Source organism: Pantoea sp. 18059 (assembly GCF_902706165.1).
Taxonomy (GTDB): Bacteria; Pseudomonadota; Gammaproteobacteria; order Enterobacterales; family Enterobacteriaceae; genus Pantoea; species Pantoea agglomerans.
Genome location: NZ_CACSJS010000001.1, coordinates 1,004,412 through 1,024,214 on the forward strand (window position 1 = coordinate 1,004,412; position 19,803 = coordinate 1,024,214).

At 55.1% G+C, this 19,803-nt stretch carries 18 protein-coding genes; 8 read left to right on the forward strand and 10 right to left on the reverse strand.

Annotation, left to right across the window (positions count from 1 at the left end; translation table 11 throughout):
- Positions 1 to 26 precede the first annotated feature (26 nt).
- Together GVJ63_RS04735 and GVJ63_RS04740 are read left to right on the forward strand one after the other, a co-directional pair.
- A complete protein-coding gene (locus GVJ63_RS04735) occupies positions 27 to 1,391 on the forward strand; it encodes an L-serine ammonia-lyase (protein WP_010260538.1) in 1,365 nt (454 codons plus the stop codon).
- Positions 1,392 to 1,616: 225 nt separating this feature from the next.
- On the forward strand, positions 1,617 to 3,179 hold the full coding sequence (locus tag GVJ63_RS04740) for an EAL domain-containing protein (RefSeq protein WP_159226481.1): 1,563 nt from the start codon (positions 1,617 to 1,619) through the stop codon (positions 3,177 to 3,179).
- A 140-nt stretch (positions 3,180 to 3,319) separates the two neighbouring features.
- Here GVJ63_RS04740 and GVJ63_RS04745 read toward each other — a convergent pair whose 3' ends face one another.
- Positions 3,320 to 4,900 carry a TerC family protein gene (locus GVJ63_RS04745; RefSeq protein WP_010260533.1) on the reverse strand — a complete coding sequence of 527 codons (1,581 nt, stop codon included), beginning with the start codon at positions 4,898 to 4,900 and terminating at the stop codon, positions 3,320 to 3,322.
- 507 nt (positions 4,901 to 5,407) lie between these two features.
- On the opposite strand from GVJ63_RS04745, the gene manX reads away from it, so the two are divergent.
- The 4 genes from manX to GVJ63_RS04765 all read left to right on the forward strand — a co-directional run bounded on the left by manX (position 5,408) and on the right by GVJ63_RS04765 (position 8,645).
- A complete protein-coding gene (manX, locus tag GVJ63_RS04750; RefSeq protein WP_159226482.1) occupies positions 5,408 to 6,370 on the forward strand; it encodes a PTS mannose transporter subunit IIAB in 963 nt (320 codons plus the stop codon).
- Positions 6,371 to 6,433: 63 nt separating this feature from the next.
- Positions 6,434 to 7,234 carry a PTS mannose/fructose/sorbose transporter subunit IIC gene (locus tag GVJ63_RS04755; RefSeq protein ID WP_010670765.1) on the forward strand — a complete coding sequence of 267 codons (801 nt, stop codon included), beginning with the start codon at positions 6,434 to 6,436 and terminating at the stop codon, positions 7,232 to 7,234.
- 15 nt (positions 7,235 to 7,249) lie between these two features.
- Positions 7,250 to 8,095, forward strand: coding sequence for a PTS mannose transporter subunit IID (locus tag GVJ63_RS04760; protein WP_010260523.1), 846 nt, complete (start codon positions 7,250 to 7,252; stop codon positions 8,093 to 8,095).
- A gap of 91 nt (positions 8,096 to 8,186) precedes the next feature.
- Positions 8,187 to 8,645: a DUF986 family protein gene (locus GVJ63_RS04765; RefSeq protein WP_022625541.1), complete on the forward strand. Its 459-nt coding sequence runs from the start codon at positions 8,187 to 8,189 to the stop codon at positions 8,643 to 8,645.
- Here the strand turns inward: GVJ63_RS04765 and rlmA are convergent.
- From rlmA to GVJ63_RS04790, 4 genes are all read right to left on the reverse strand, one after another.
- Entirely contained in the window at positions 8,642 to 9,451 is an 810-nt protein-coding gene (rlmA, locus tag GVJ63_RS04770; RefSeq protein ID WP_159226483.1) for a 23S rRNA (guanine(745)-N(1))-methyltransferase, read from the reverse strand. The genes GVJ63_RS04765 and rlmA overlap by 4 nt on opposite strands.
- A 137-nt stretch (positions 9,452 to 9,588) precedes the next feature.
- Complete coding sequence (gene cspE / locus GVJ63_RS04775) at positions 9,589 to 9,798, reverse strand: transcription antiterminator/RNA stability regulator CspE (protein ID WP_003852684.1); 210 nt, start codon at positions 9,796 to 9,798, stop codon at positions 9,589 to 9,591.
- 656 nt (positions 9,799 to 10,454) lie between these two features.
- Positions 10,455 to 11,465: an MBL fold metallo-hydrolase gene (locus GVJ63_RS04785; protein ID WP_154210022.1), complete on the reverse strand. Its 1,011-nt coding sequence runs from the start codon at positions 11,463 to 11,465 to the stop codon at positions 10,455 to 10,457.
- An 18-nt stretch (positions 11,466 to 11,483) separates the two neighbouring features.
- Positions 11,484 to 11,756 carry a YebO family protein gene (locus GVJ63_RS04790; protein ID WP_010258793.1) on the reverse strand — a complete coding sequence of 91 codons (273 nt, stop codon included), beginning with the start codon at positions 11,754 to 11,756 and terminating at the stop codon, positions 11,484 to 11,486.
- 212 nt (positions 11,757 to 11,968) lie between these two features.
- Here GVJ63_RS04790 and GVJ63_RS04795 point away from each other — a divergent pair, with 212 nt between their 5' ends.
- Complete coding sequence (locus GVJ63_RS04795) at positions 11,969 to 12,205, forward strand: YobH family protein (RefSeq protein ID WP_010258788.1); 237 nt, start codon at positions 11,969 to 11,971, stop codon at positions 12,203 to 12,205.
- A 30-nt stretch (positions 12,206 to 12,235) separates the two neighbouring features.
- On the opposite strand, the gene kdgR is transcribed toward GVJ63_RS04795, so the two are convergent.
- Positions 12,236 to 13,027, reverse strand: coding sequence for a DNA-binding transcriptional regulator KdgR (kdgR, locus tag GVJ63_RS04800; RefSeq protein ID WP_010670769.1), 792 nt, complete (start codon positions 13,025 to 13,027; stop codon positions 12,236 to 12,238).
- A gap of 187 nt (positions 13,028 to 13,214) precedes the next feature.
- Here kdgR and GVJ63_RS04805 point away from each other — a divergent pair, with 187 nt between their 5' ends.
- The gene (locus GVJ63_RS04805) at positions 13,215 to 14,585 is read left to right on the forward strand and encodes an MFS transporter (RefSeq protein ID WP_022625538.1); all 1,371 of its coding nucleotides are present in this window, start codon (positions 13,215 to 13,217) and stop codon (positions 14,583 to 14,585) included.
- A gap of 586 nt (positions 14,586 to 15,171) precedes the next feature.
- Here the strand turns inward: GVJ63_RS04805 and htpX are convergent.
- From htpX to GVJ63_RS04825, 4 genes are all read right to left on the reverse strand, one after another.
- The gene (htpX, locus tag GVJ63_RS04810) at positions 15,172 to 16,053 is read right to left on the reverse strand and encodes a protease HtpX (RefSeq protein ID WP_003852678.1); all 882 of its coding nucleotides are present in this window, start codon (positions 16,051 to 16,053) and stop codon (positions 15,172 to 15,174) included.
- A 244-nt stretch (positions 16,054 to 16,297) separates the two neighbouring features.
- The gene (prc, locus tag GVJ63_RS04815; protein WP_159226484.1) at positions 16,298 to 18,337 is read right to left on the reverse strand and encodes a carboxy terminal-processing peptidase; all 2,040 of its coding nucleotides are present in this window, start codon (positions 18,335 to 18,337) and stop codon (positions 16,298 to 16,300) included.
- Between the two features lie 19 nt (positions 18,338 to 18,356).
- Positions 18,357 to 19,058 (reverse strand): RNA chaperone ProQ, encoded by a 702-nt coding sequence (gene proQ, locus GVJ63_RS04820; protein ID WP_010258776.1) that lies wholly within the window; start codon positions 19,056 to 19,058, stop codon positions 18,357 to 18,359.
- 96 nt (positions 19,059 to 19,154) lie between these two features.
- Positions 19,155 to 19,655, reverse strand: a complete 501-nt coding sequence (locus GVJ63_RS04825) for a GAF domain-containing protein (RefSeq protein WP_010258773.1) — start codon at positions 19,653 to 19,655, stop codon at positions 19,155 to 19,157.
- Positions 19,656 to 19,803: the final 148 nt, after the last annotated feature.

Below are 19,803 nucleotides of genomic sequence, written 5' to 3' on the forward strand. Positions count from 1 at the left end.
GAGAATAATTGTGAGGAGTGTCACCTGTGATTAGTGTTTTCGACATGTTCAAAGTGGGCATCGGCCCCTCAAGTTCGCATACTGTCGGCCCGATGAAAGCAGGTAAACAGTTTGTGGATTTGCTGTGCGAACAGGAAAAGCTGCAGGAGGTCACCCGGATCGCCGTGGATGTTTACGGTTCTCTCTCTCTGACCGGCAAAGGCCATCACACTGATATCGCCATTATTATGGGTCTGGCGGGCGAATCGCCGGATACGGTGGATATCGATGCGATCCCCGCCTTTATTAAAGATGTTGAGCAGCGTGAGCGACTGCTGCTGGCGAAAGGCGCACACGAAGTGGATTTCCCGCGCGAAGGCGGCATGGTATTTCGCAGTGAGAACCTCTCGCTGCATGAAAATGGCCTGCGCCTGCTCGCGTTTGCGGGCGACCTGCTGATCCTGTCAAAGACCTATTACTCCGTTGGCGGCGGCTTCATTGTTGATGAAGAGCACTTCGGGCAGTCGGCACTGGATGAAGTCTCTGTGCCCTGGCCGTTCCACTCCGCCAAAGATCTGCTGGCTCACTGTCGTGAAACCGGCCTGTCACTCTCAGGTCTGGTGATGAAAAATGAGCTGGCGCTGCACAGCCGCGATGAGATCCATGCCTATTTCACTAACATCTGGCAGACGATGCAGGCCTGTATCGATCGCGGTCTGAATACCGAAGGCGTGTTGCCAGGGCCACTGCGCGTGCCGCGTCGCGCCGCCTCCCTGCGTCGTCTGCTGACCTCCTCTGACAAGCACTCAAGCGATCCGATGATTGTAATCGACTGGATCAATATGTATGCGCTGGCCGTTAACGAAGAGAACGCCGCGGGAGGCCGCGTGGTGACCGCGCCAACTAACGGTGCCTGCGGTATCGTGCCTGCGGTGCTGGCTTACTACGATCACTTCATTGAACCAGTGACACCCGACATTTTCCTGCGCTATTTCCTCGCCTCTGGCGCCATCGGCGTGCTGTACAAAATGAACGCCTCTATTTCAGGCGCGGAAGTGGGCTGTCAGGGTGAAGTGGGTGTCGCCTGTTCTATGGCGGCGGCCGGTCTGGCTGAACTGCTGGGCGGCAGTCCGGAGCAGGTCTGCGTGGCGGCTGAAATCGGCATGGAACATAACCTTGGTCTGACCTGTGACCCGGTAGCCGGTCAGGTTCAGGTGCCCTGCATTGAGCGCAATGCTATCGCCTCGGTTAAAGCGATTAACGCGGCGCGCATGGCACTTAGACGCACCAGCGAACCCCGCGTCTCGCTGGACAAGGTTATCGAGACAATGTATGAAACCGGCAAAGATATGAACGCCAAATACCGTGAAACTTCGCGTGGCGGTCTGGCGATTAAAGTTCAGTGTGATTAAGCGAAACGATTAACTGACTAAAAAACGTGCAAACGTAATAAAATCCGCATCCTGCGCTATCTCAGCGCAGGTTAAACCGGTAGAGTGATTTCCGCGCAGCCGTCCGGCTTACGCAACTTTCCAGACCCGCTTTTCTGCATTCCGGCCTCAATGTTGATCTGACCGTGCCGATACTCACCCCGTTGTGTTTTGCTTTTTACTGGCTTTTTGGGAAGGTGAATACAGATGTTTATGGCCCAGCAATCTGTTGGACAATTCAGACGCAAGCGTGTGCTGATAGCGCTGTCGATCGCCACCGTGGTGCTGATATTAACCCTGGCCTTTCGCTATATCGAAGAGAAGTCACGTATCGAGCAGCAGGCGATGGATTTCGCCGATAAAGCGATTATGCGGTTTGACCGGATGTTTTCACCGCTGGAGGTTTCAGCCAATAATACGCTGGGTCTGGTCGGCGTTCCCTGTCAGGATGTTCGCTTTCCACTCATCGAAAAAATTTCTTCCCTGCAGACGGTCCGGGCGATTCTGCTGGTGGATAACGACGTGCTCTACTGCTCCAGTATTTATGGGCCGCGCACCATCCCCTTTAGCCAGACTTACCCTGACTTAGCCTTTAACAGTCAGCGTATGACGCTGGCAACCGATGAGTATCTGCTGAAAGGCTCGCCCATTTTACTGCTGTGGACGCCAAAGAGCCTGGATAACCGCTCCGGGATTTTGCAGGTGATCAACATCGAAATGATGAGCAATTATCTGCTGGAGCCGCAGTTGCCATGGGTGGAACGCGCTGTCTTTAACGTCAACGGGGAGAGCCTGGAGTATGGCAATCCACTGATCGAGCCCACGGTGCCGGCAGATGATGAAGTGAGCTATGAGCAGGGCTCGCTGCGCTATCCGTTTACGCTTACCCTCTATGGCCCCTCTCCGACCCGCCTGGCGCTGGCGACGCTTCCCTCACAGCTCCCGCTGGCGCTGCTGCTGAGCCTGCTTATGGGTTACATCATCTGGCTGGCGACCGCAAATCGTATGAGCCTGAGCTGGCAAATCAGTTATGGCATTACGGCCCGTGAATTTATGGTTTATTGCCAGCCGCTGATCAACACTAAAAGCGGTGAGTGCGACGGTATTGAGTTACTGCTGCGCTGGCATAATCCCCGTCAGGGCTGGATTGCACCGGATGTCTTTATTCCCCTGGCCGAGCGACAGAACCTGATCAAACCGCTGACGCGCTTTGTACTGAATGAGGTGGTGAGACAGTTACCGCAGCTACCCGACGATCCCGCGTTCCATATCGCCATTAACGTTGCCGCCAGCCACTTCCGCGACCACGCCATTCTGGAAGATCTGCACAACCTGTGGTGGCCTGCCAATCCGGTGCCGAAACTGGTAGTAGAGCTCACCGAGCGCGATGCCCTGCCGGTCGTGGACCAGTCGGTGATTGCGCAACTGCATGACATCGGTGTCCGGCTGGCGATTGATGATTTTGGCACCGGTCACAGCTCGCTCTCCTACCTGAAAGATCTGCAGCCAGATGTGCTGAAAATCGACAAGATTTTCACCGCAGCCATCGGCACTGACGCGATTAATGCCACGGTGACGGATATGGTGATTTCGCTGGCCCAGCGCCTGAATATCAGTCTGGTGGCCGAAGGCGTGGAGACGGCTGAGCAGGCGGCCTATCTGCGCGAACGCGGCGTGGATCATCTGCAGGGCTACTATTTTGCCCGCCCGATGCCGCTGCAGGATTTCCCGGCGTGGCTGGCGCAGCATCAGGCTGATGCCCGCAGGTGACAATCGCCTGAGCCCCGTTTCGCCCTGCCTGATGACCTTACGCCACAGACAAAAAAACAGCCGCGGCAATGAGCCAGCGGCTGTCGGAGAATTCAGCGCGGCCGGTAAGCCCGGCAGCGCCTCTGCATCAACGAGAACGATTAGCCCTCTTCATCCTCATCATGCGGTTTATCTTTAGTGACACGCACCAGATCGATACGGTAGTCGGTCGCTTCGATAATCTGGAAGTGCAGCGGAGTAATATCAATTACATCGCCAGGAAGCGGTAACTGCCCTTTCTGCTCAATCAGCAGGCCCGCCAGCGAGGCGTGGTCTTCTGTCGGGTCGACCAGCTCATGGAAGTCGAGCAACTGCTGCAGCGAGTGCAGATCGGTCCCCCCTTTCACTAACCAGCCATCACCATCCGCAATGATATCGGGCGTTTCATCTTCATCCGGGAATTCACCCGCAATCGCTTCCAGCACGTCCAGCGGCGTAATCAGACCCTGAACCACACCAAACTCATTGGTGACAATCACGAAGCTGCCCTTGGCACGACGCAGCACGCCAAGCAGGTTTATCGGATCCAGCGTCTCCGGCACCACGATGGTGGGTGTATTGGCCGCAAAGGTCGCCACATCCACACCGTGCTCCAGCGCCACCAGTAGCTCTTTGGCTCGCACTACCCCGACAATTTCATCCAGTTCACCCCGACAGACCGGGAACAGGCTGTGTGGGGTATCAAGCAGCTGACCGCGAATCTCATCTACCGGACGATTCGCATCGACCCAGGAGATTTCACCTCGCGGCGTCATGATGCTGCGAATCGAGCGGGAAGCCAGCGTCAGCACGCCATTAATCATATAGCGCTCTTCATCTTTAAACGCTTCCTGCGGCATCGCTTCCGCCAGCGCAGCCTCTTCGCTGCTGCTGGTGTTGCCATTGCTGGCAGTCTGGGCACGGTTGCGGCCCCCCATCAGGCGTAAAATCGCTTCGGCGGTGCGTTCACGCATCGGGCGATTTGACTGATGGCGGATAAAGTTACGACGTGCAACCTGGTTGAACAGCTCAATCAGAATCGAGAAGCCAATCGCCGCATAGAGGTAGCCTTTAGGAATATGGAAACCAAAGCCTTCTGCCACCAGCGACAGACCGATCATCAGCAGGAAGCTCAGACAGAGCACCACTACAGTCGGATGCGCGTTAACAAAATTGGTTAACGGCTTAGATGCCAGCAGCATCACACCCATCGCAATCACCACGGCGGTCATCATCACCGGCAGGTGGTTCACCATACCTACGGCGGTAATCACAGCATCCAGCGAGAAGACGGCGTCCAGTACCACAATCTGCGTCACGACAGCCCAGAAACTGGCATATCCCCGATTACCGGATCCGTCGAGCTGCCGGTTCTCCAGCCGCTCGTGCAGCTCCATGGTCGCCTTAAACAACAGGAACAGACCACCCGCCAGCAGAATTAAATCACGACCGGCAAAGCTGAAACCGCCTACGCTAAAGAGAGGCGTCGTCAGCGTCACCATCCAGGAGATCAGCGACAGCAGACCCAGACGCATGACCAGCGCCAGTGACAGGCCAATCAGGCGTGCTTTATCACGCTGCTTCGGCGGCAGTTTGTCGGCCAGGATGGCAATAAAGACCAGGTTATCAATGCCGAGTACGATTTCCAGCACCACGAGCGTCAGTAAACCCGCCCAGATTGAGGGGTCGAATAAAAATTCCATTATTTATGACTCCAGAACAGGGAACAGATCGCGGTGCCGCTTATCAGCGCAGCAATGCGTGACATGCAGGTAGTCGGGAAAGCGGTGAAAACGCCGTGAGGCGAAGGGTGACGCGCCAGCAGGCGCAAAGAACAGATTAAGCGACGTCGGTGACGATCCATAAAGGTGGGCTGAAGCCCGTTACTCCTGAGTAATAAACAGAACGTTAATGTATCAGGTCGGCGAATTGCGTCAAAAAATTTTCTTATTTTTACAATCTGCCTGACGGATGATCAGGCGCATAAAAAGGGTTACTGGTCACTTCACAGGATGAATAGCTGACAGACATCACATAATTTATTTTTTCGATCACTAAAATAAATCGCGACTTTACCGCCTTGACGTAGTTAACCCATGTTTTTTCGACGCTATACCGATAATTCGAATCATCCGGTTAAACAGATCATCAAAGCAATTCAATACAGTTCATTGACTCAGATGAGCATCTCTAGCGAACGGAGGTAGCACGTGACCATTGCGATAGTAATTGGTACACACGGCTGGGCAGCGGAACAACTGCTGAAAACAGCAGAAATGCTGTTGGGCGAGCAGGACAATGTCGGCTGGATAGATTTTGTCCCCGGTGAAAATGCAGAAACGCTGATTGAAAAATATCAGGCACGACTGGCAGAACTTGATACGACGCAGGGAGTCCTGTTTTTAGTTGATACCTGGGGTGGCAGTCCGTTTAATGCGGCCAGTCGCATCGTGGTCGACAAACCGCAGTATGAGGTCATCGCCGGGGTCAATATCCCGATGCTGGTCGAAACCCTGATGGCGCGCGATGACAATCCCGGTTTTGACGAGCTGGTCGCCGTGGCGGTGGAGACCGGCCGTGAAGGCGTCAAAGCCCTGAAAGCCAAAGAAGAAGCGCCGGCGCCAGTGGCGGTGAAACCGGCCGCTGCGGTGCAACCGGCTAAGCCGATGGCGCCTGGTGACCACATGAAAATCGGGCTGACACGCATTGATGACCGTCTGATTCATGGGCAGGTGGCAACGCGCTGGACCAAAGAGACCAACGTTCAGCGCATTATCGTAGTCAGCGATGAAGTGGCCAACGATCATGTGCGCAAAACCCTGCTGACACAGGTTGCTCCGCCCGGCGTCACGGCCCATGTGGTGGATGTCGATAAGATGGTGCGGGTGTGGAATAACCCGAAGTATGGTCAGGATCGCGTGATGCTGCTGTTTACCAACCCCACCGATGTACTGCGCGTGGTGGAACAGGGTGTCGATATTAAAACCGTCAACATCGGCGGTATGGCGTTCCGCCAGGGGAAAACTCAGGTCAATAATGCGGTCTCGGTCGATGAAAAAGATATTGCCGCATTCCGCAAACTCCATGAACGCAATATTGAACTGGAAGTGCGTAAAGTTTCCAGTGACCAGAAACTGAAAATGATGGATCTGATCGCGAAAGTTAACGCGTAACAGAAGCACTTATGCGCCTGCGTTTCCGGGCTCCTGGTTATCCTGCTGAGGACAAGAAGTATGATGGAAATAACCTCGCTACAAATTATTTTGATTTTTATTGTCGCCTGTATTGCCGGTATGGGGTCGATTCTGGATGAGTTCCAGTTTCACCGTCCCCTGGTGGCCTGTACCCTGATTGGTATGGTGCTGGGTGATATGAAAACCGGCATTATTATCGGCGGTACGCTGGAGATGATTGCGCTGGGCTGGATGAACATCGGTGCCGCCGTTGCGCCTGATGCCGCCCTCGCCTCCATTATCTCGACCATCCTGGTTATCGCTGGCGGTCAAAGTGTGGGTGCCGGTATTGCGCTGGCGATTCCGCTGGCCGCCGCCGGACAGGTACTGACCATTATCGTGCGTACGCTGACCGTCGCCTTCCAGCATGCGGCTGACAAAGCCGCAGAGAAAGGCAACCTTACGGCTATCTCCTGGATCCACGTCTCTGCCCTGCTGTTACAGGCGATGCGTATCGCCATCCCGGCGCTGATTGTGGCGATTTCGGTCGGCACCAGTGCGGTTCACGCCTTACTCAGCTCTATTCCGGACGTGGTGACCAACGGCCTGAATATCGCCGGTGGCATGATTGTGGTGGTCGGTTATGCGATGGTCATCAACATGATGCGCGCAGGCTACCTGATGCCGTTCTTTTACCTGGGCTTCGTCACCGCGGCCTTCACCAACTTTAACCTGGTGGCGCTGGGCGTCATTGGCGTGGTCATGGCGGTGCTCTACATTCAGCTCAGCCCGAAATACAACCGTGTGGCGGGAGCACCAACAGGTGCTGCGACCGCAAACGATCTTGATAACGAACTCGATTAAGGAACAGGTGAGCACATGGTTGATATTACGAAAGTCGAAAAGAAACTGACACCCGGTGATGTTCGCGCCGTCTTTCTGCGCTCTAATCTGTTCCAGGGTTCATGGAACTTTGAACGCATGCAGGCGCTGGGCTTCTGCTTCTCAATGGTGCCGGTGATCCGCCGTCTCTATCCTGAGAACAATGATGATCGTAAGCAGGCGATTAAGCGTCATCTGGAGTTCTTTAATACCCATCCTTATGTGGCCGCGCCGGTTCTGGGCGTGACTATGGCGATGGAAGAGCAGCGTGCTAACGGCGCACCGATCGACGATGGCGCGATTAACGGCCTTAAAGTCGGCCTGATGGGACCGCTGGCCGGTGTTGGCGACCCGATCTTCTGGGGTACGGTGCGCCCGGTGTTTGCCGCACTGGGAGCCGGTATCGCCATGAGTGGCAGTCTGCTGGGTCCGCTGCTCTTCTTTGTGCTGTTTAACCTGGCACGTCTGCTGACCCGCTACTACGGCGTGGCCTATGGCTATCGCAAAGGGATCGATATCGTCAGTGATATGGGCGGCGGTTTCCTGCAGAAACTCACGGAGGGGGCGTCGATTCTCGGCCTGTTTGTCATGGGGGCGCTGGTCAACAAGTGGACACACGTAAACATCCCGCTGGTGGTGTCACGTATTACCGACTCGACCGGTAAAACCACCGTCACCACCGTACAGTCGATCCTCGATCAGCTGATGCCGGGCGTGGTGCCGCTGCTGCTGACCTTTGGCTGTATGTGGCTGTTACGCCGTAAAGTGAACGCGCTGTGGATTATCGTCGGCTTCTTTGCTATCGGTATCTTTGGTTACTGGATCGGCCTGCTCGGTCTGTAATTTCACCCGGCCGGGAGCCTGCGCTCCCGGCTTTTAAGCGTGGTGAGCTGAGCCACAACCGGCTGAGCTCACCCTGTTTGAGGTAGCTGTGATGTCATTAACCGATGCGCTGATTGCGTGTTGTATTGCCGCCCTGATGGGGTTTGCCATTTATCATGAGGCGATTCTGCCGCGTCGCCACGGCCCGACCCGCTTACGGGTTGCGCTGCGCAGGCAGCATAAGCTGGATAGCCTGATTTTCATCGGCCTGCTGCTGATCCTGCTGTGGAACAACGTCAGCCATCACGGCCCGCAGCTCACCACCTCACTGCTGATGGTGCTGAGTTTTCTGGCGTTCTGGCTATTCTGGCTGCGAAAGCCAACGCTGCTGATGAAAAGTGAGGGGCTGTTTTACGCCGGTGTCTGGATCGATTACCGGCGAATTCAGGGCATGAATCTCTCTGAGGATGGCATTCTGGTGATTCAGCTGGAACAGCGTCGGCTGCTGATCGCGGTACAGCAACTCGACGATCTGGAGCGCATCTATAACACCCTGGTCGAGGCGCGCTAGTCGCGCTGCCACACAGTCAGGGTAAAGTCTGCGTCGCAGCTGAACTGCTCGCTCTGCTGCAGGGTCTGCCAGACCTCTTCACGCGCCCGCCAGGCGAACGGCGTCATCTGAAGCAGGGTCGTCGCGGCTGCGCCGGTTAATGCCATCGGGTAACGCAGCGCATGCTGCGCCACCTGCCGGAATCCGGGATACGCTTTCTGCTCCGACACATGCAACTGCACTTCGCGGTAAATCAGCGCCTTGAACTGCTGCAGATGATGCGGGCCCGGTGTCACGGTCAGTACCAGGCCACCCGGCTTCAGCACGCGCGCCAGTTCCGCTTCATTGCAGGGTGCGTAGATTCGGACAACCGCATCCAGGGCGTGATCGGCAAAGGGTAAGCGCTGGCTGGAGGCGACGCAGAAGCGCACGGCCGGATAGCGCTTTGCTGCCAGCCGGATCGCCATTCTGGCGACATCCAGCCCATAGACCTGCCCATCCTCGCCTGCTGCGTCAGCCAGTGCGGCGGTGTAGTAACCTTCGCCACAGCCGATATCAAGGATTTTGCACTCCGGCTGGCTCAGCGCGGGCGCAAGCAGGCTGACGACCCGATCACGCAGCGGCTGGTAGTAGCCTGCCTCAAGAAATTCGCGTCGTGCCTGCATCATCTCTGCACTGTCACCCGGTTCACGTGACCGTTTATGCTGAACGGGCAGCAGATTGACATACCCTTCTTTTGCCTGATCAAACTGATGGCGATTCTCGCAGCACCAGCTGCGCGCAGTAAAGGCGAGAGGAGAATGACAAAGAGGGCAAATCAGGGACATAGGGTGCTCCGGCATCAGATAACGCGGCGCAGTGTAACCTTAACGTTTACGCATCGGAAGCATAAAGAAAGCCCCGGCTGAGAAGCCAGGGCTTTGAGATTTCATGTCAGGGTGCAATGCACCGAGGCGGAGTTGAATCAGATAGCCGTAACGTTAACGGCTGCCGGGCCTTTCTGGCCGTCCTGAATTTCGAACTCAACGCTCTGGCCTTCAGCCAGGGTTTTGAAACCATTGCCCTGAATAGCGGAGAAGTGAACGAACACATCTTTGCTACCGTCAGCAGGGGTGATAAAACCAAAACCTTTAGACTCGTTGAACCACTTAACCTGACCTTTAATCTTTGCCATTTTGCAAATTCCTTTAGATGTTTATTTAGCCCGAAGGCTGTCGTACAGAAAAACCAGAGACATTACTGCATGAGGCACTAATTAAGGTTCGGCAAGGAAGCGGTATTCAACGTCAACGTCTTTACTCGTTCTTCTTTACAGACTTCTTTACAGAAGATGCCATGCATAAACAGAACTGTACCTCGTTTAACTCAGGATTTGTTATCACATATCCTAAAAACAATGGCAAGCCATTTTTAAGGGCCTCAGCCAGCCTGCGCACATAATTGCCAGAAGGCTCACATTGCCTGTTCTGTGGCGCTTACAAATGCCGATGCAAATTAAGCACGCTCTCCGGCCAGACCCCTCTCCGGCCTCTGTTGTCGGGTCTAACCCAATGGATACCATAAGAAATTAATATTTCACAAATATGGCAATAACAGAATGAATAAGCGAAGCGCGAAAAGTTGAAAATATCAATAATCCGGCTTCAATCCTGTACAGCGCCTTTTATTTCGTACAGATAACACTTTTTTTGCACCAAAAGCAGGAGCCAGACAGTCGTCCTGCTCCAAATAAAAGCATTGAGCCCGATTTTACTTATTAAGAATTTAACTTTTGATTTGAAAAATTGATATCAGATAATAAAAACGGGCTTTTGTTTTAACTTTGAGGTTTTAGGATAATTCCTGGGTATCCTTATTCAGCCCGCGGCTTTCGCCTATTCGCCACGGTGCGAAACCGCCCTTTTGCTCGTTTGCCCGCAGCAGCGCATCCGCCAGTTCTTTGGGTGGTGCATCAAGCGACTCATCGGCCAGTTCGAACACGCCCCAGTGGATGGGCAGCGTCAGTGGCCTGCCTGCTGCCTGCCATAGCGCCACCGCCTGATCGGGATTCATATGTTGGCCCGCCATGAACCATTCAGGTGCATAAGCGCCAATCGGCAAAGCCGCCAGGCTGAACGGGCCGAGTCGGGCAGCAATCTCCGGCAGGCTATCGCTGTAGCCGCTGTCGCCTGAGAACCAGAAACGCACGGAGGCAGAACGCACGACCCAGCCGCACCAGAGCGAACGGTTTCGATCGCGCGGCGTTCGCATACTCCAGTGACGTGCCGGCACCGCATCAAAACAGAGGTCGCCGACAGTAAACTGTTGCCACCAGTCGAGCTGATGGACCTGTTTCACGCCCCGCGCCCTGCACCATTTTTCCAGGCCCAGCGGCACAATGAAGGTCGCCTGCGGAAAACGCCGGACGATCGCTTTAACCGTCGGCCGATCAAGATGATCGTAATGGTTATGTGAAATAAGCACGACATCCAGACGCGGCAGATCAGCGATGCTAAGCGGTGCTGGCGTTTTTCGCTGCGGCCCGGCAAAAGAGAGTGGCGAGGCGCGTGACGAGAGTGCGGGATCGATCAGAATATAGTGCTGGTTCAGTCGCAGCAGCACGGCGGCATGTCCCAGCCACCAGATGCGATCGTCACTGCCGCTGATATCAGCGGGCTGCCACCACTGTTCGGTGAAAGCCCTGTAGCCCTGCTGCGGTGGCAGCGGCAGCCCCTGCGCTTTGCGATCCCTGCGCCAGCGCTGCAGATCGCCCGGCTTGCGCCGTTCCGGTTCAGGATTGCAGAATCCCTCGGGCGTGTGATGCGCTTTGCTGCTGTCATACCACGGATTTTTCCAGACCATCCCGCCTCTCTGCTGTGATTATCGTTCCGGAATCAACCGGATAAAGTCGCGTTTCTCGCGATCGTCATCGGTTTTTTTACTCTCTGCCCCTGGCTGCATCTCAATCAGACGGCGCAGCAGCTGATTCTGTTTCTTCTGCTCTTCCAGCAAAGATTCCAGTAAGCGGATTTGCTCACCGGCGCGCACACTGGCGCGGTTGACAAAGAACCAGGCGATAAACGCCACAATCAAAATAATGACCAGCAAGCCATAGCTGACCAGTGGGCCCGAATTTGCGGCTAACTCATTCATAACTGCCTCGTAAAACTCAGTGGAAACGCCAGAACATGGCAACCGCCCATTCTACCTGTCGCCATCGCAAAAGATAATGGGGTTAACATCAATGCAGAATTTGCCGTTTCAGTTATCTCTGATCGATCCCACCAGAAAAGCGAGGCATGCTGATATCATCATAACCGGCGGCACCAGGTGGAGCGCTGAGTTATCTTTCACAAGGAGACATAATGAAACTGTTTATTCGTACGGTAGGCTTGCTGGCGGTGATCTGGCTGGCGATGCTGTTTACCGGCTATGGCGTATTAACCGGCAGTACTAAAAATGCAGCCGGCCTTGGCCTGCAGTGCAGCTATCTGACCGCTCGCGGTGTGATCAGTGCGCAGTATCTGCATACTGACAGTGGCGTGGTGGGCGTGACTGATTGTCCGTTGCTGAAGAAAAGCGGAGAAGTGATCGATAATTAACAAAACAGCGGGCCACATGGCCCGCTGTTTTCAGAACGGATAGTCGTGATAGCCCATCTCTGAGGAGAGCGTGCGCGCCGCCCGATGCAACATGGCCACGTAATCCTGGCGGGCATCTTCTGAAAAGCGAATGGTGGGAAAAGAGATACTCAGTCCCGCAATCACCACGCCAAAACGGTCAAATACCGGCACAGCGAGGCAGCGTAAACCCTCTTCCTGCTCTTCGTTATCTTCACCATAGCCCTGCGTTCTTACCTGATCCAGCGCCGTAATTAACGCCTCCGCGCTTAACAGCGTATTGGCCGTGCTCCGTTTGAACTCGACGTCCCGCAGGATCTCCTCAACCTCGCTGCGATCGCGCCAGGCGAGCAGAACTTTCCCAATTGCGGTGGTATGCAGCGGATTACGACGGCCAATGCGCGAATACATACGCAGGTTGTAGAGGGAGTCTATTTTGTGGATGTAGACAATACTGTCCTCTTCCAGCGCCCCCAGATGAATGGTCTCTTTGGTCAGACGCGAAAGCTCACGCATCTGCACATCCGCACTGCGGATTAAATCGACGTTCTGCAGCGCTTTAGCTCCCAGCTCAAACAGCTTCAGTGTCAGTGAGTACTTCTCGCTCTCACCTTCCTGCGTGACATAACCCAGCGACTTCATGGTCTGCAGGAAACGGTAAACGGTGCTTTTTGACATCATCACGCGCTGCGCGAGCTCAGTAATACCGTGATCGCGCTCTTCACCCAGCGCCTGCAGAATGCCGAACACTTTAAGTACCGAAGAGACGGAATCGGGCTGTTTATCATTTTCAGCAGAGGACATCGCGCACCTTGTTAAACCTGTTTCAAAAAAAATGGAACGGACTGTCAGTATAGAGTGAGGCATACGAAGGCAGCAATGCTTTAACCATTACGTCATATTTAAAGACAGTTTTTTATCCGTCCGATCGCTGCATTTCAGCGTTAATTTCATTAGCATGATGATATTCACCCTCTTTAGTAATTTACTTATGACACTCTCTCCTCCTCAGGATGGATTACCCGCGCGTCAGCGCTATATGGCAATCGTCACCATCGCGCTGGGTCTGACCATGGCGGTGCTGGATGGCGCGATTGCCAATGTTGCCCTGCCCACTATCTCACGCGAACTGAATGCCAGCCCGGCGCAGTCGATCTGGATAGTGAATGCCTATCAGATTGCGATTATCGTCTCGCTGCTGTCGCTCTCCTTTCTGGGCGACATGCTGGGTTATCGCCGCGTCTATCAGGCGGGCCTGGCGCTGTTTATTGCCACTTCGCTGTTCTGCGCCTTCTCCACCACCCTGACCATGCTGACTTTCGCCCGCGTGCTGCAGGGGTTAGGGGGTGCAGCGCTGATGAGTGTGAATACCGCGCTGATACGCATTATCTATCCGCAGCGTCATCTGGGACGCGGCATGGCGATCAACTCGCTGGTCGTGGCGGTTTCAACCGCGGCAGGCCCGACGGTCGCCGCAGCGATTCTTTCGGTGGCAAGCTGGAAGTGGCTGTTTCTGATTAATGTCCCGCTGGGTGCCATTGCGCTCTGGCTGGCGCTGCGCACGCTGCCTGATAATCCGCAGAAAGCGACGGCGCAGAAATTTGATGTCCCCAGCGCGATCATGAACGCCCTGTTCTTTGGTCTGATCATCTCTGCGCTGAGCGGGTTTGCACAGGGACAGAGTCATCTGCTGGTGCTGTCGGAGGTCATTGCTCTGCTGGTTGTGGGCTGGTTCTTTATTCGTCGTCAGTTAAACATGGCGGTGCCGCTGCTGCCGGTTGATCTGCTGCGTATCCCGATTTTCAGCCTGTCGATGGGAACGTCGGTCTGTTCGTTCTGCGCGCAGATGCTGGCGATGGTGTCGCTGCCCTTCTTTCTGCAAAACGTCCTGCAGCGTGATGAGGTGGCAACCGGTTTACTGCTGACGCCCTGGCCGCTGGCAACCATGGTATTTGCGCCGATTGCCGGCCGGCTGATTGAACGGGTGCATGCCGGGCTGCTGGGCGGCATCGGGCTGGCCATGTTCGCCCTGGGGCTGTTTCTGCTCGCCTGGCTGCCGGCCAACCCGGGTGATGGCGACATTATCTGGCGTATGATGCTGTGCGGTGCCGGTTTTGGACTGTTTCAGTCACCCAACAACCACACTATTGTCACCTCTGCTCCGCGTCATCGCAGCGGCGGCGCCAGCGGCATGCTGGGCACCGCGCGCCTGCTGGGCCAGAGTATGGGTGCTGCACTGGTCGCGCTGATGTTTAATCTGTTTGATGAACGCGGGACGCACGCTTCGCTGCTGCTGGCGGGCAGCTTTGCCGCCGTGGCCGCGCTGGTCAGTGTGTCACGGATGACGCAGACCCGCGCCTGATGGCAGAAACAGAAAAGGCGACACAGGGTTAATGCCAGTCAGTTAAGCGACAGGTGATAACGCAGTCTGGCACCGTGCAGGGGCTGGCGGTCCTCGCGCCGCTGCGCGGTTCCTTCACGTCATTCCTCTGCCTGACGGACCGCCGGGGATGGCACATCCTGTGCCGCCCCGCCTTTCGCCCGCGTCCTGCGGGCTCTCCTGGCAGACTCATTCTGTTCAGCGCTGCGGATTGCCTGCCCCTGCCCGGCCCCAGCCTGCTCTGAAACTTCAGTGTGTATTGTCAGAAAGGGCACGAAAGTGGAAGCCTGAGCGCCGCTGCTGCTAAAAGGGCTATCCGCAGCACTGAGGCGTGACGGTAGGCCAGGGAGGGCCGATTCCCGAACGGTTCGTCGGCACGACGTCTAAAGCCGAAGGTACCGCGTGAGCGGCGCGAGGACGGCCCGGCAGCAGCAGAGGTGCGCTGGCCCGCACTGCGGCTCGTTCGCCCATAAAAAAAGCTGCCACGTTTGACCGTGACAGCCTTTACAAATCTAATCTTAACTGACCAGCATTAGACCCAGGGTCGCCTTTTCTGCTCTGCTTAACGCTACTTCAGATACTGACCGCTACGCAGTGCTTCAATACGCTTATCTAACGGCGGATGCGACATAAATAGCTCGCTGAACGATTTGCCCTTACCATTGATACAGAACGCCATCATGCTGCTCGGCTCCTGCGGTTCGTAGCTGGTTTTCAGGCGCTGTAGCGCCGCAATCATCTTCTCACGACCTACCAGCTTCGCTGAACCGGCATCGGCATGGAACTCACGGTGACGCGAGAACCACATGGTGATGATGCTGGCGAGAATACCAAACACCAGTTCCAGCACCATCGACACCGCAAAGTAGACCAGCGGGTTGCCGTTGCTGCTCTCCTCACCATCGCGGTTGCCGGACATAAAGCCCGCCGCGATCTGCGCCAGAATACGAGAAACGAAAATCACAAAGGTGTTCACCACACCCTGAATCAGCGTCATGGTGATCATGTCGCCGTTGGCGATGTGTGACACTTCGTGTGCCAGCACCGCTTCCGCTTCATCACGGCTCATGTTCTGCAGCAGACCGGTTGAGACAGCAACCAGTGAGGCGTTACGCCGTGCGCCAGTCGCAAAGGCGTTGATGTCAGGTGCGTGATAGATCGCCACCTGTGGCATCGCAATACCCGCCTGTTGTGCCTGACGGCCAATTGTATCCACCAGCCAGCGCTCGGTTTCGTTGCGTGGCTGTTCAATCACTTCACCGCCAACCGATCGCAGTGCCATCCACTTCGACATCAGCAGTGAAACAAACGCACCGCCGAAGCCAAACAGGCCTGCCATGATCATCAGGCCCTGAACACTGCTTGACTGGATCCCTGTCAGGCTGAGAATCAGCCCGAATACCAACATCACAGCCAGGTTGGTCATCAGGAAAAGAGCAATACGCATCATTTTTGTTAATCTTCCTCAGTAGTTCACGCGCCTATACGCGGATCCATATCCTATGGGCATTGGGCTGCTTTTCAAGCAACCTTAACGTTTAAGTGCCTAAAAAGACATAACTTTACATTCTGACACGCCTGATGAGGAGCCCAGCCTTCAGGCACCTTCACCAGCGCTAATCATTGCTTACTGGAAACTTTTCTGAGTACAAAAAAAAGCACCGCTGAGCGGTGCTTTTTCTGGCAACAGCGGATTATTTAGCCGCTGGCGCCTCTGGCTGGGATTTCTCCAGCTGCGCAAGATCGTTAGCGATCTTCACCGTCTCATCAAGATAGGGATCCGGCTCTTTATAATCTTTCGGCAACTCATCCAGATTTTTCAGCGGTTTTTTGCCTTCGGCCTGATAGCGCGCGTTGATCCGCTCCAGACGAGACGCATCATCTTCGTGGTTCTCTTTCTCGCGCTGAGCGAGATTAAGCGACACGATGTTGCGCTTATCTTTCAGGGCATTGTAACGAGCAATGTCCTTCATGATGTACTGGAACTCGCGATCCTGAGCGATGCGGTCAGCATGCTGCTTAGTCAGCTGCACTACCAGCGGTTTCACATCACCTGTTTTGACATAGGTCGCCGCTTTGATGCTGTCCCACGGCAGTGCGTTATCTTCAAATTTCTCACCGGTTTCAGCCGCTTCAACGCCGGTTGGCATCAGCAGATCCGGCGTGACGCCTTTACGCTGTGTACTGCCGCCGTTAATGCGATAGAACTTCTGAATGGTGTAAGAAACGGAGCCTAACGCAGGCCACTCCGGACGCAGCATCTGATCGTAAATGCGGTTCAGAGAGCGATACTGCTGAACGGTGCCTTTACCAAAGGTTGGCTCGCCAACAATCACCGCGCGACCGTAATCCTGCATCGCGGCAGCAAAGATCTCAGAAGCTGAGGCGCTGAAGCGATCGACCAGCACCACCAGCGGTCCTTTGTAGTAGACAACGCCGTCGTTATCGCTGTCTTCACGAATCCGACCATTGTTGTCGCGTACCTGAACTACCGGACCACTCGGAATAAACAGACCGGAAAGCGAGACTGCTTCGGTCAGCGCGCCGCCGCCGTTGGTACGCAGATCGATCACCACACTGTCGACGTTCTGTTTCTGCAGTTTCTGCAGCTGTACTTTCACGTCGTCGGTGAGGCCGACATAGAAACCAGGAATATCGAGCACGCCCACTTTCTGCTTGCCGACATTTTTGATGGTCAATTTAACCGCGCGATCTTCCAGACGGATTTTCTCACGCGTCAGCGTCACAGTACGGGTTTTGGTACCCTTACCGGCTGGCAGAACTTCCAGGCGCACTTTGCTGCCCTTAGGTCCTTTAATTTTTGCCACGACATCATCCAGACGCCAGCCGATCACATCTTCCATCGGCTTGCCTGGCTGACCCACACCGACGATGCGATCGCCAACGGTAATGGCTTTGCTCTTCGCGGCCGGGCCGCCTGCGACCATCGAGTTGATCACCGTATAGTCGTCATCCATCTGCAGAACCGCACCGATGCCTTCCAGTGACAGGCTCATCTCGGTGTTGAACTGCTCGGTGTTACGCGGCGACAGATAACTGGTGTGCGGATCGATTTCGCGGGCAAAAGCGTTCATCACCAGCTGGAAAACATCTTCACCGTTGCTCTGGGCCAGACGACGGATAGCGAAGTTGTAACGCTTGGTCAGAACGTCGCGGATCTCGTTATCATCTTTACCCGCCAGCTTCAGACTCAGCTGATCATATTTGACCTTGGCATCCCACAGCGCATTCAGTTCAGACTGATCTTTTGGCCAGGGTGCTTTCGCGCGGTCAATGTCGATAGTGTCATTGCCGCTGAAATTCATCGGACGAGCCAGCACCGTCAGCGCATATTGATAGCGCTCAAAACGGCGTTTCTGCGCCAGATTATAAATATCGTAAAAGAGATCCAGCTTGCCACTGCGCAGCTCATCGCCGACGGTGGTTTTTTTGCTGGCAAACTTCGCCACATCTGACGCCAGCAGCACATTGTGGCTGTAGTCGAGCATGTTCAGATAGCGATCAAAAATTTTCGCTGAAAAGTTCTGATCCAGGTCGAACTGGCGATAGTGGGAACGGGTAAAGCGCGAGGTTACGCGCTCACTGACCGTCGGATCTTGCGGATCTTCGTGAAGCTGGGGAATCTGATCGGCGCGGGTAATGTTCTCCGCGCCGAAGGTTGGGCCTGCTAATAGCAGGCCCGCAATAAGTCCAACTTTAAAAAGGGTGTTCATGCCGGGGTTAGCCTCCGTTTCAGAACTGCAAGTGTTCTGCGCGCACAATCATTGCCATGCCGGAAGCGAGCTGGACCCGAACGCCGTCTTTTGATACTTCAAGAACGGTAGCGTCCATCGCACTTTTGCCTGCTTTAACTTTAATACTCTGGCCGGGTTGCAAAGTTGAGGTATCAGTGATGGGTCGGGCTTCCTGCTCCGGACGTGGGGCTGGCTTGCGATGCTGTGAGGCGGTCGCACGCGGTGCAGTGGTCTGCGGACGCGGTTTACGCGCGGCTTCGCCTTCTGCAGGCTTACGTGCCGCGGGCTTGCGTGGACGACGCGGTGCCGCGCCCTCTTCGCTTTCGCCTGCTTCACGACGCGCGGCGCGCTGCTGGTCACGCTGCGCCTGGACGCGTGCTTTCGCTTCTTCCAGTTGCTTGCGTGCATGCTCAACGTGTTGCTCATCCAGCACGCCACAGGCGTTACCGTCGAGATCGACACGGATAGCACCGGCTTTGATGCCGTACAGATAACGCCAGCTTGACGTATAGAGACGCAGCGCGGAACGCAGCTGTGTTTTGCTCAGACCCATTTCGCCCTGAACACGCTCGACCAGATCCTGAAAGATACCGATTTTGAGCGGACGCGCTTCACCTTCAGCGCTAAAGCAGTGCGGAAAGCGCTCCGCCAGAAAAGTGATGACTTCTTTACTGCTATTCAACTTAGGTTGATTTTCCATGAAATTTCCTGATTACAACGGGTTTGCCGACCAGCGCAGGCATGAACAGGCGACATTATAATGACAACATCGCTAAATGCCATGTGATCCAGTCGATTAGCTGCGCGTCAGCTGCAGATATTTTTCTAAGTCGCTGTTCGCAAGCACTTCACAAAGCCCATCAGTCAGTGTGACCAGCCCCGATTCGTCGTCGCTGTCAAAGCGATTGTACGCCACGCTGTCGATGTCCAGCACCCCAACCACAGTGCCATTCACTTTCAGAGGAATCACAATCTCAGCATTGCTGGCAGCGTCACAGGCGATGTGGCCCGGGAAGGCATGCACATCATCTACGCGTTGCACTTTTTCTTCTGCCAGCGCCGTGCCACACACACCTTTACCGACCGGAATGCGCACACAGGCGATTTTGCCCTGGAACGGGCCCAGCACCAGCGTATCCGCTTCCGTCAGCAGGTAGAAACCTGCCCAGTTCACGCCATCGAGACGTTCGTACAGCAGCGCGCTAAAGTTTCCCATCGCGGCGAGGAACGCCGTTTCTCCCGCCAGTAAGGCGCGCATATCGCGATTCAAATCGGCGTAAAAGGCAGTTTTGTTCATTATTTAACCGTTACCAATGACATCTGAACGGGGCATTAAAGACCGTTCGTTAAAAATAAGTTTTAAATATCCAGAGCCACAAGGTGAATCATAGCGTTAGTTGCTATACCCTTAGCATTCTGTGGATCGAAGCGTGATGCCCGAGACA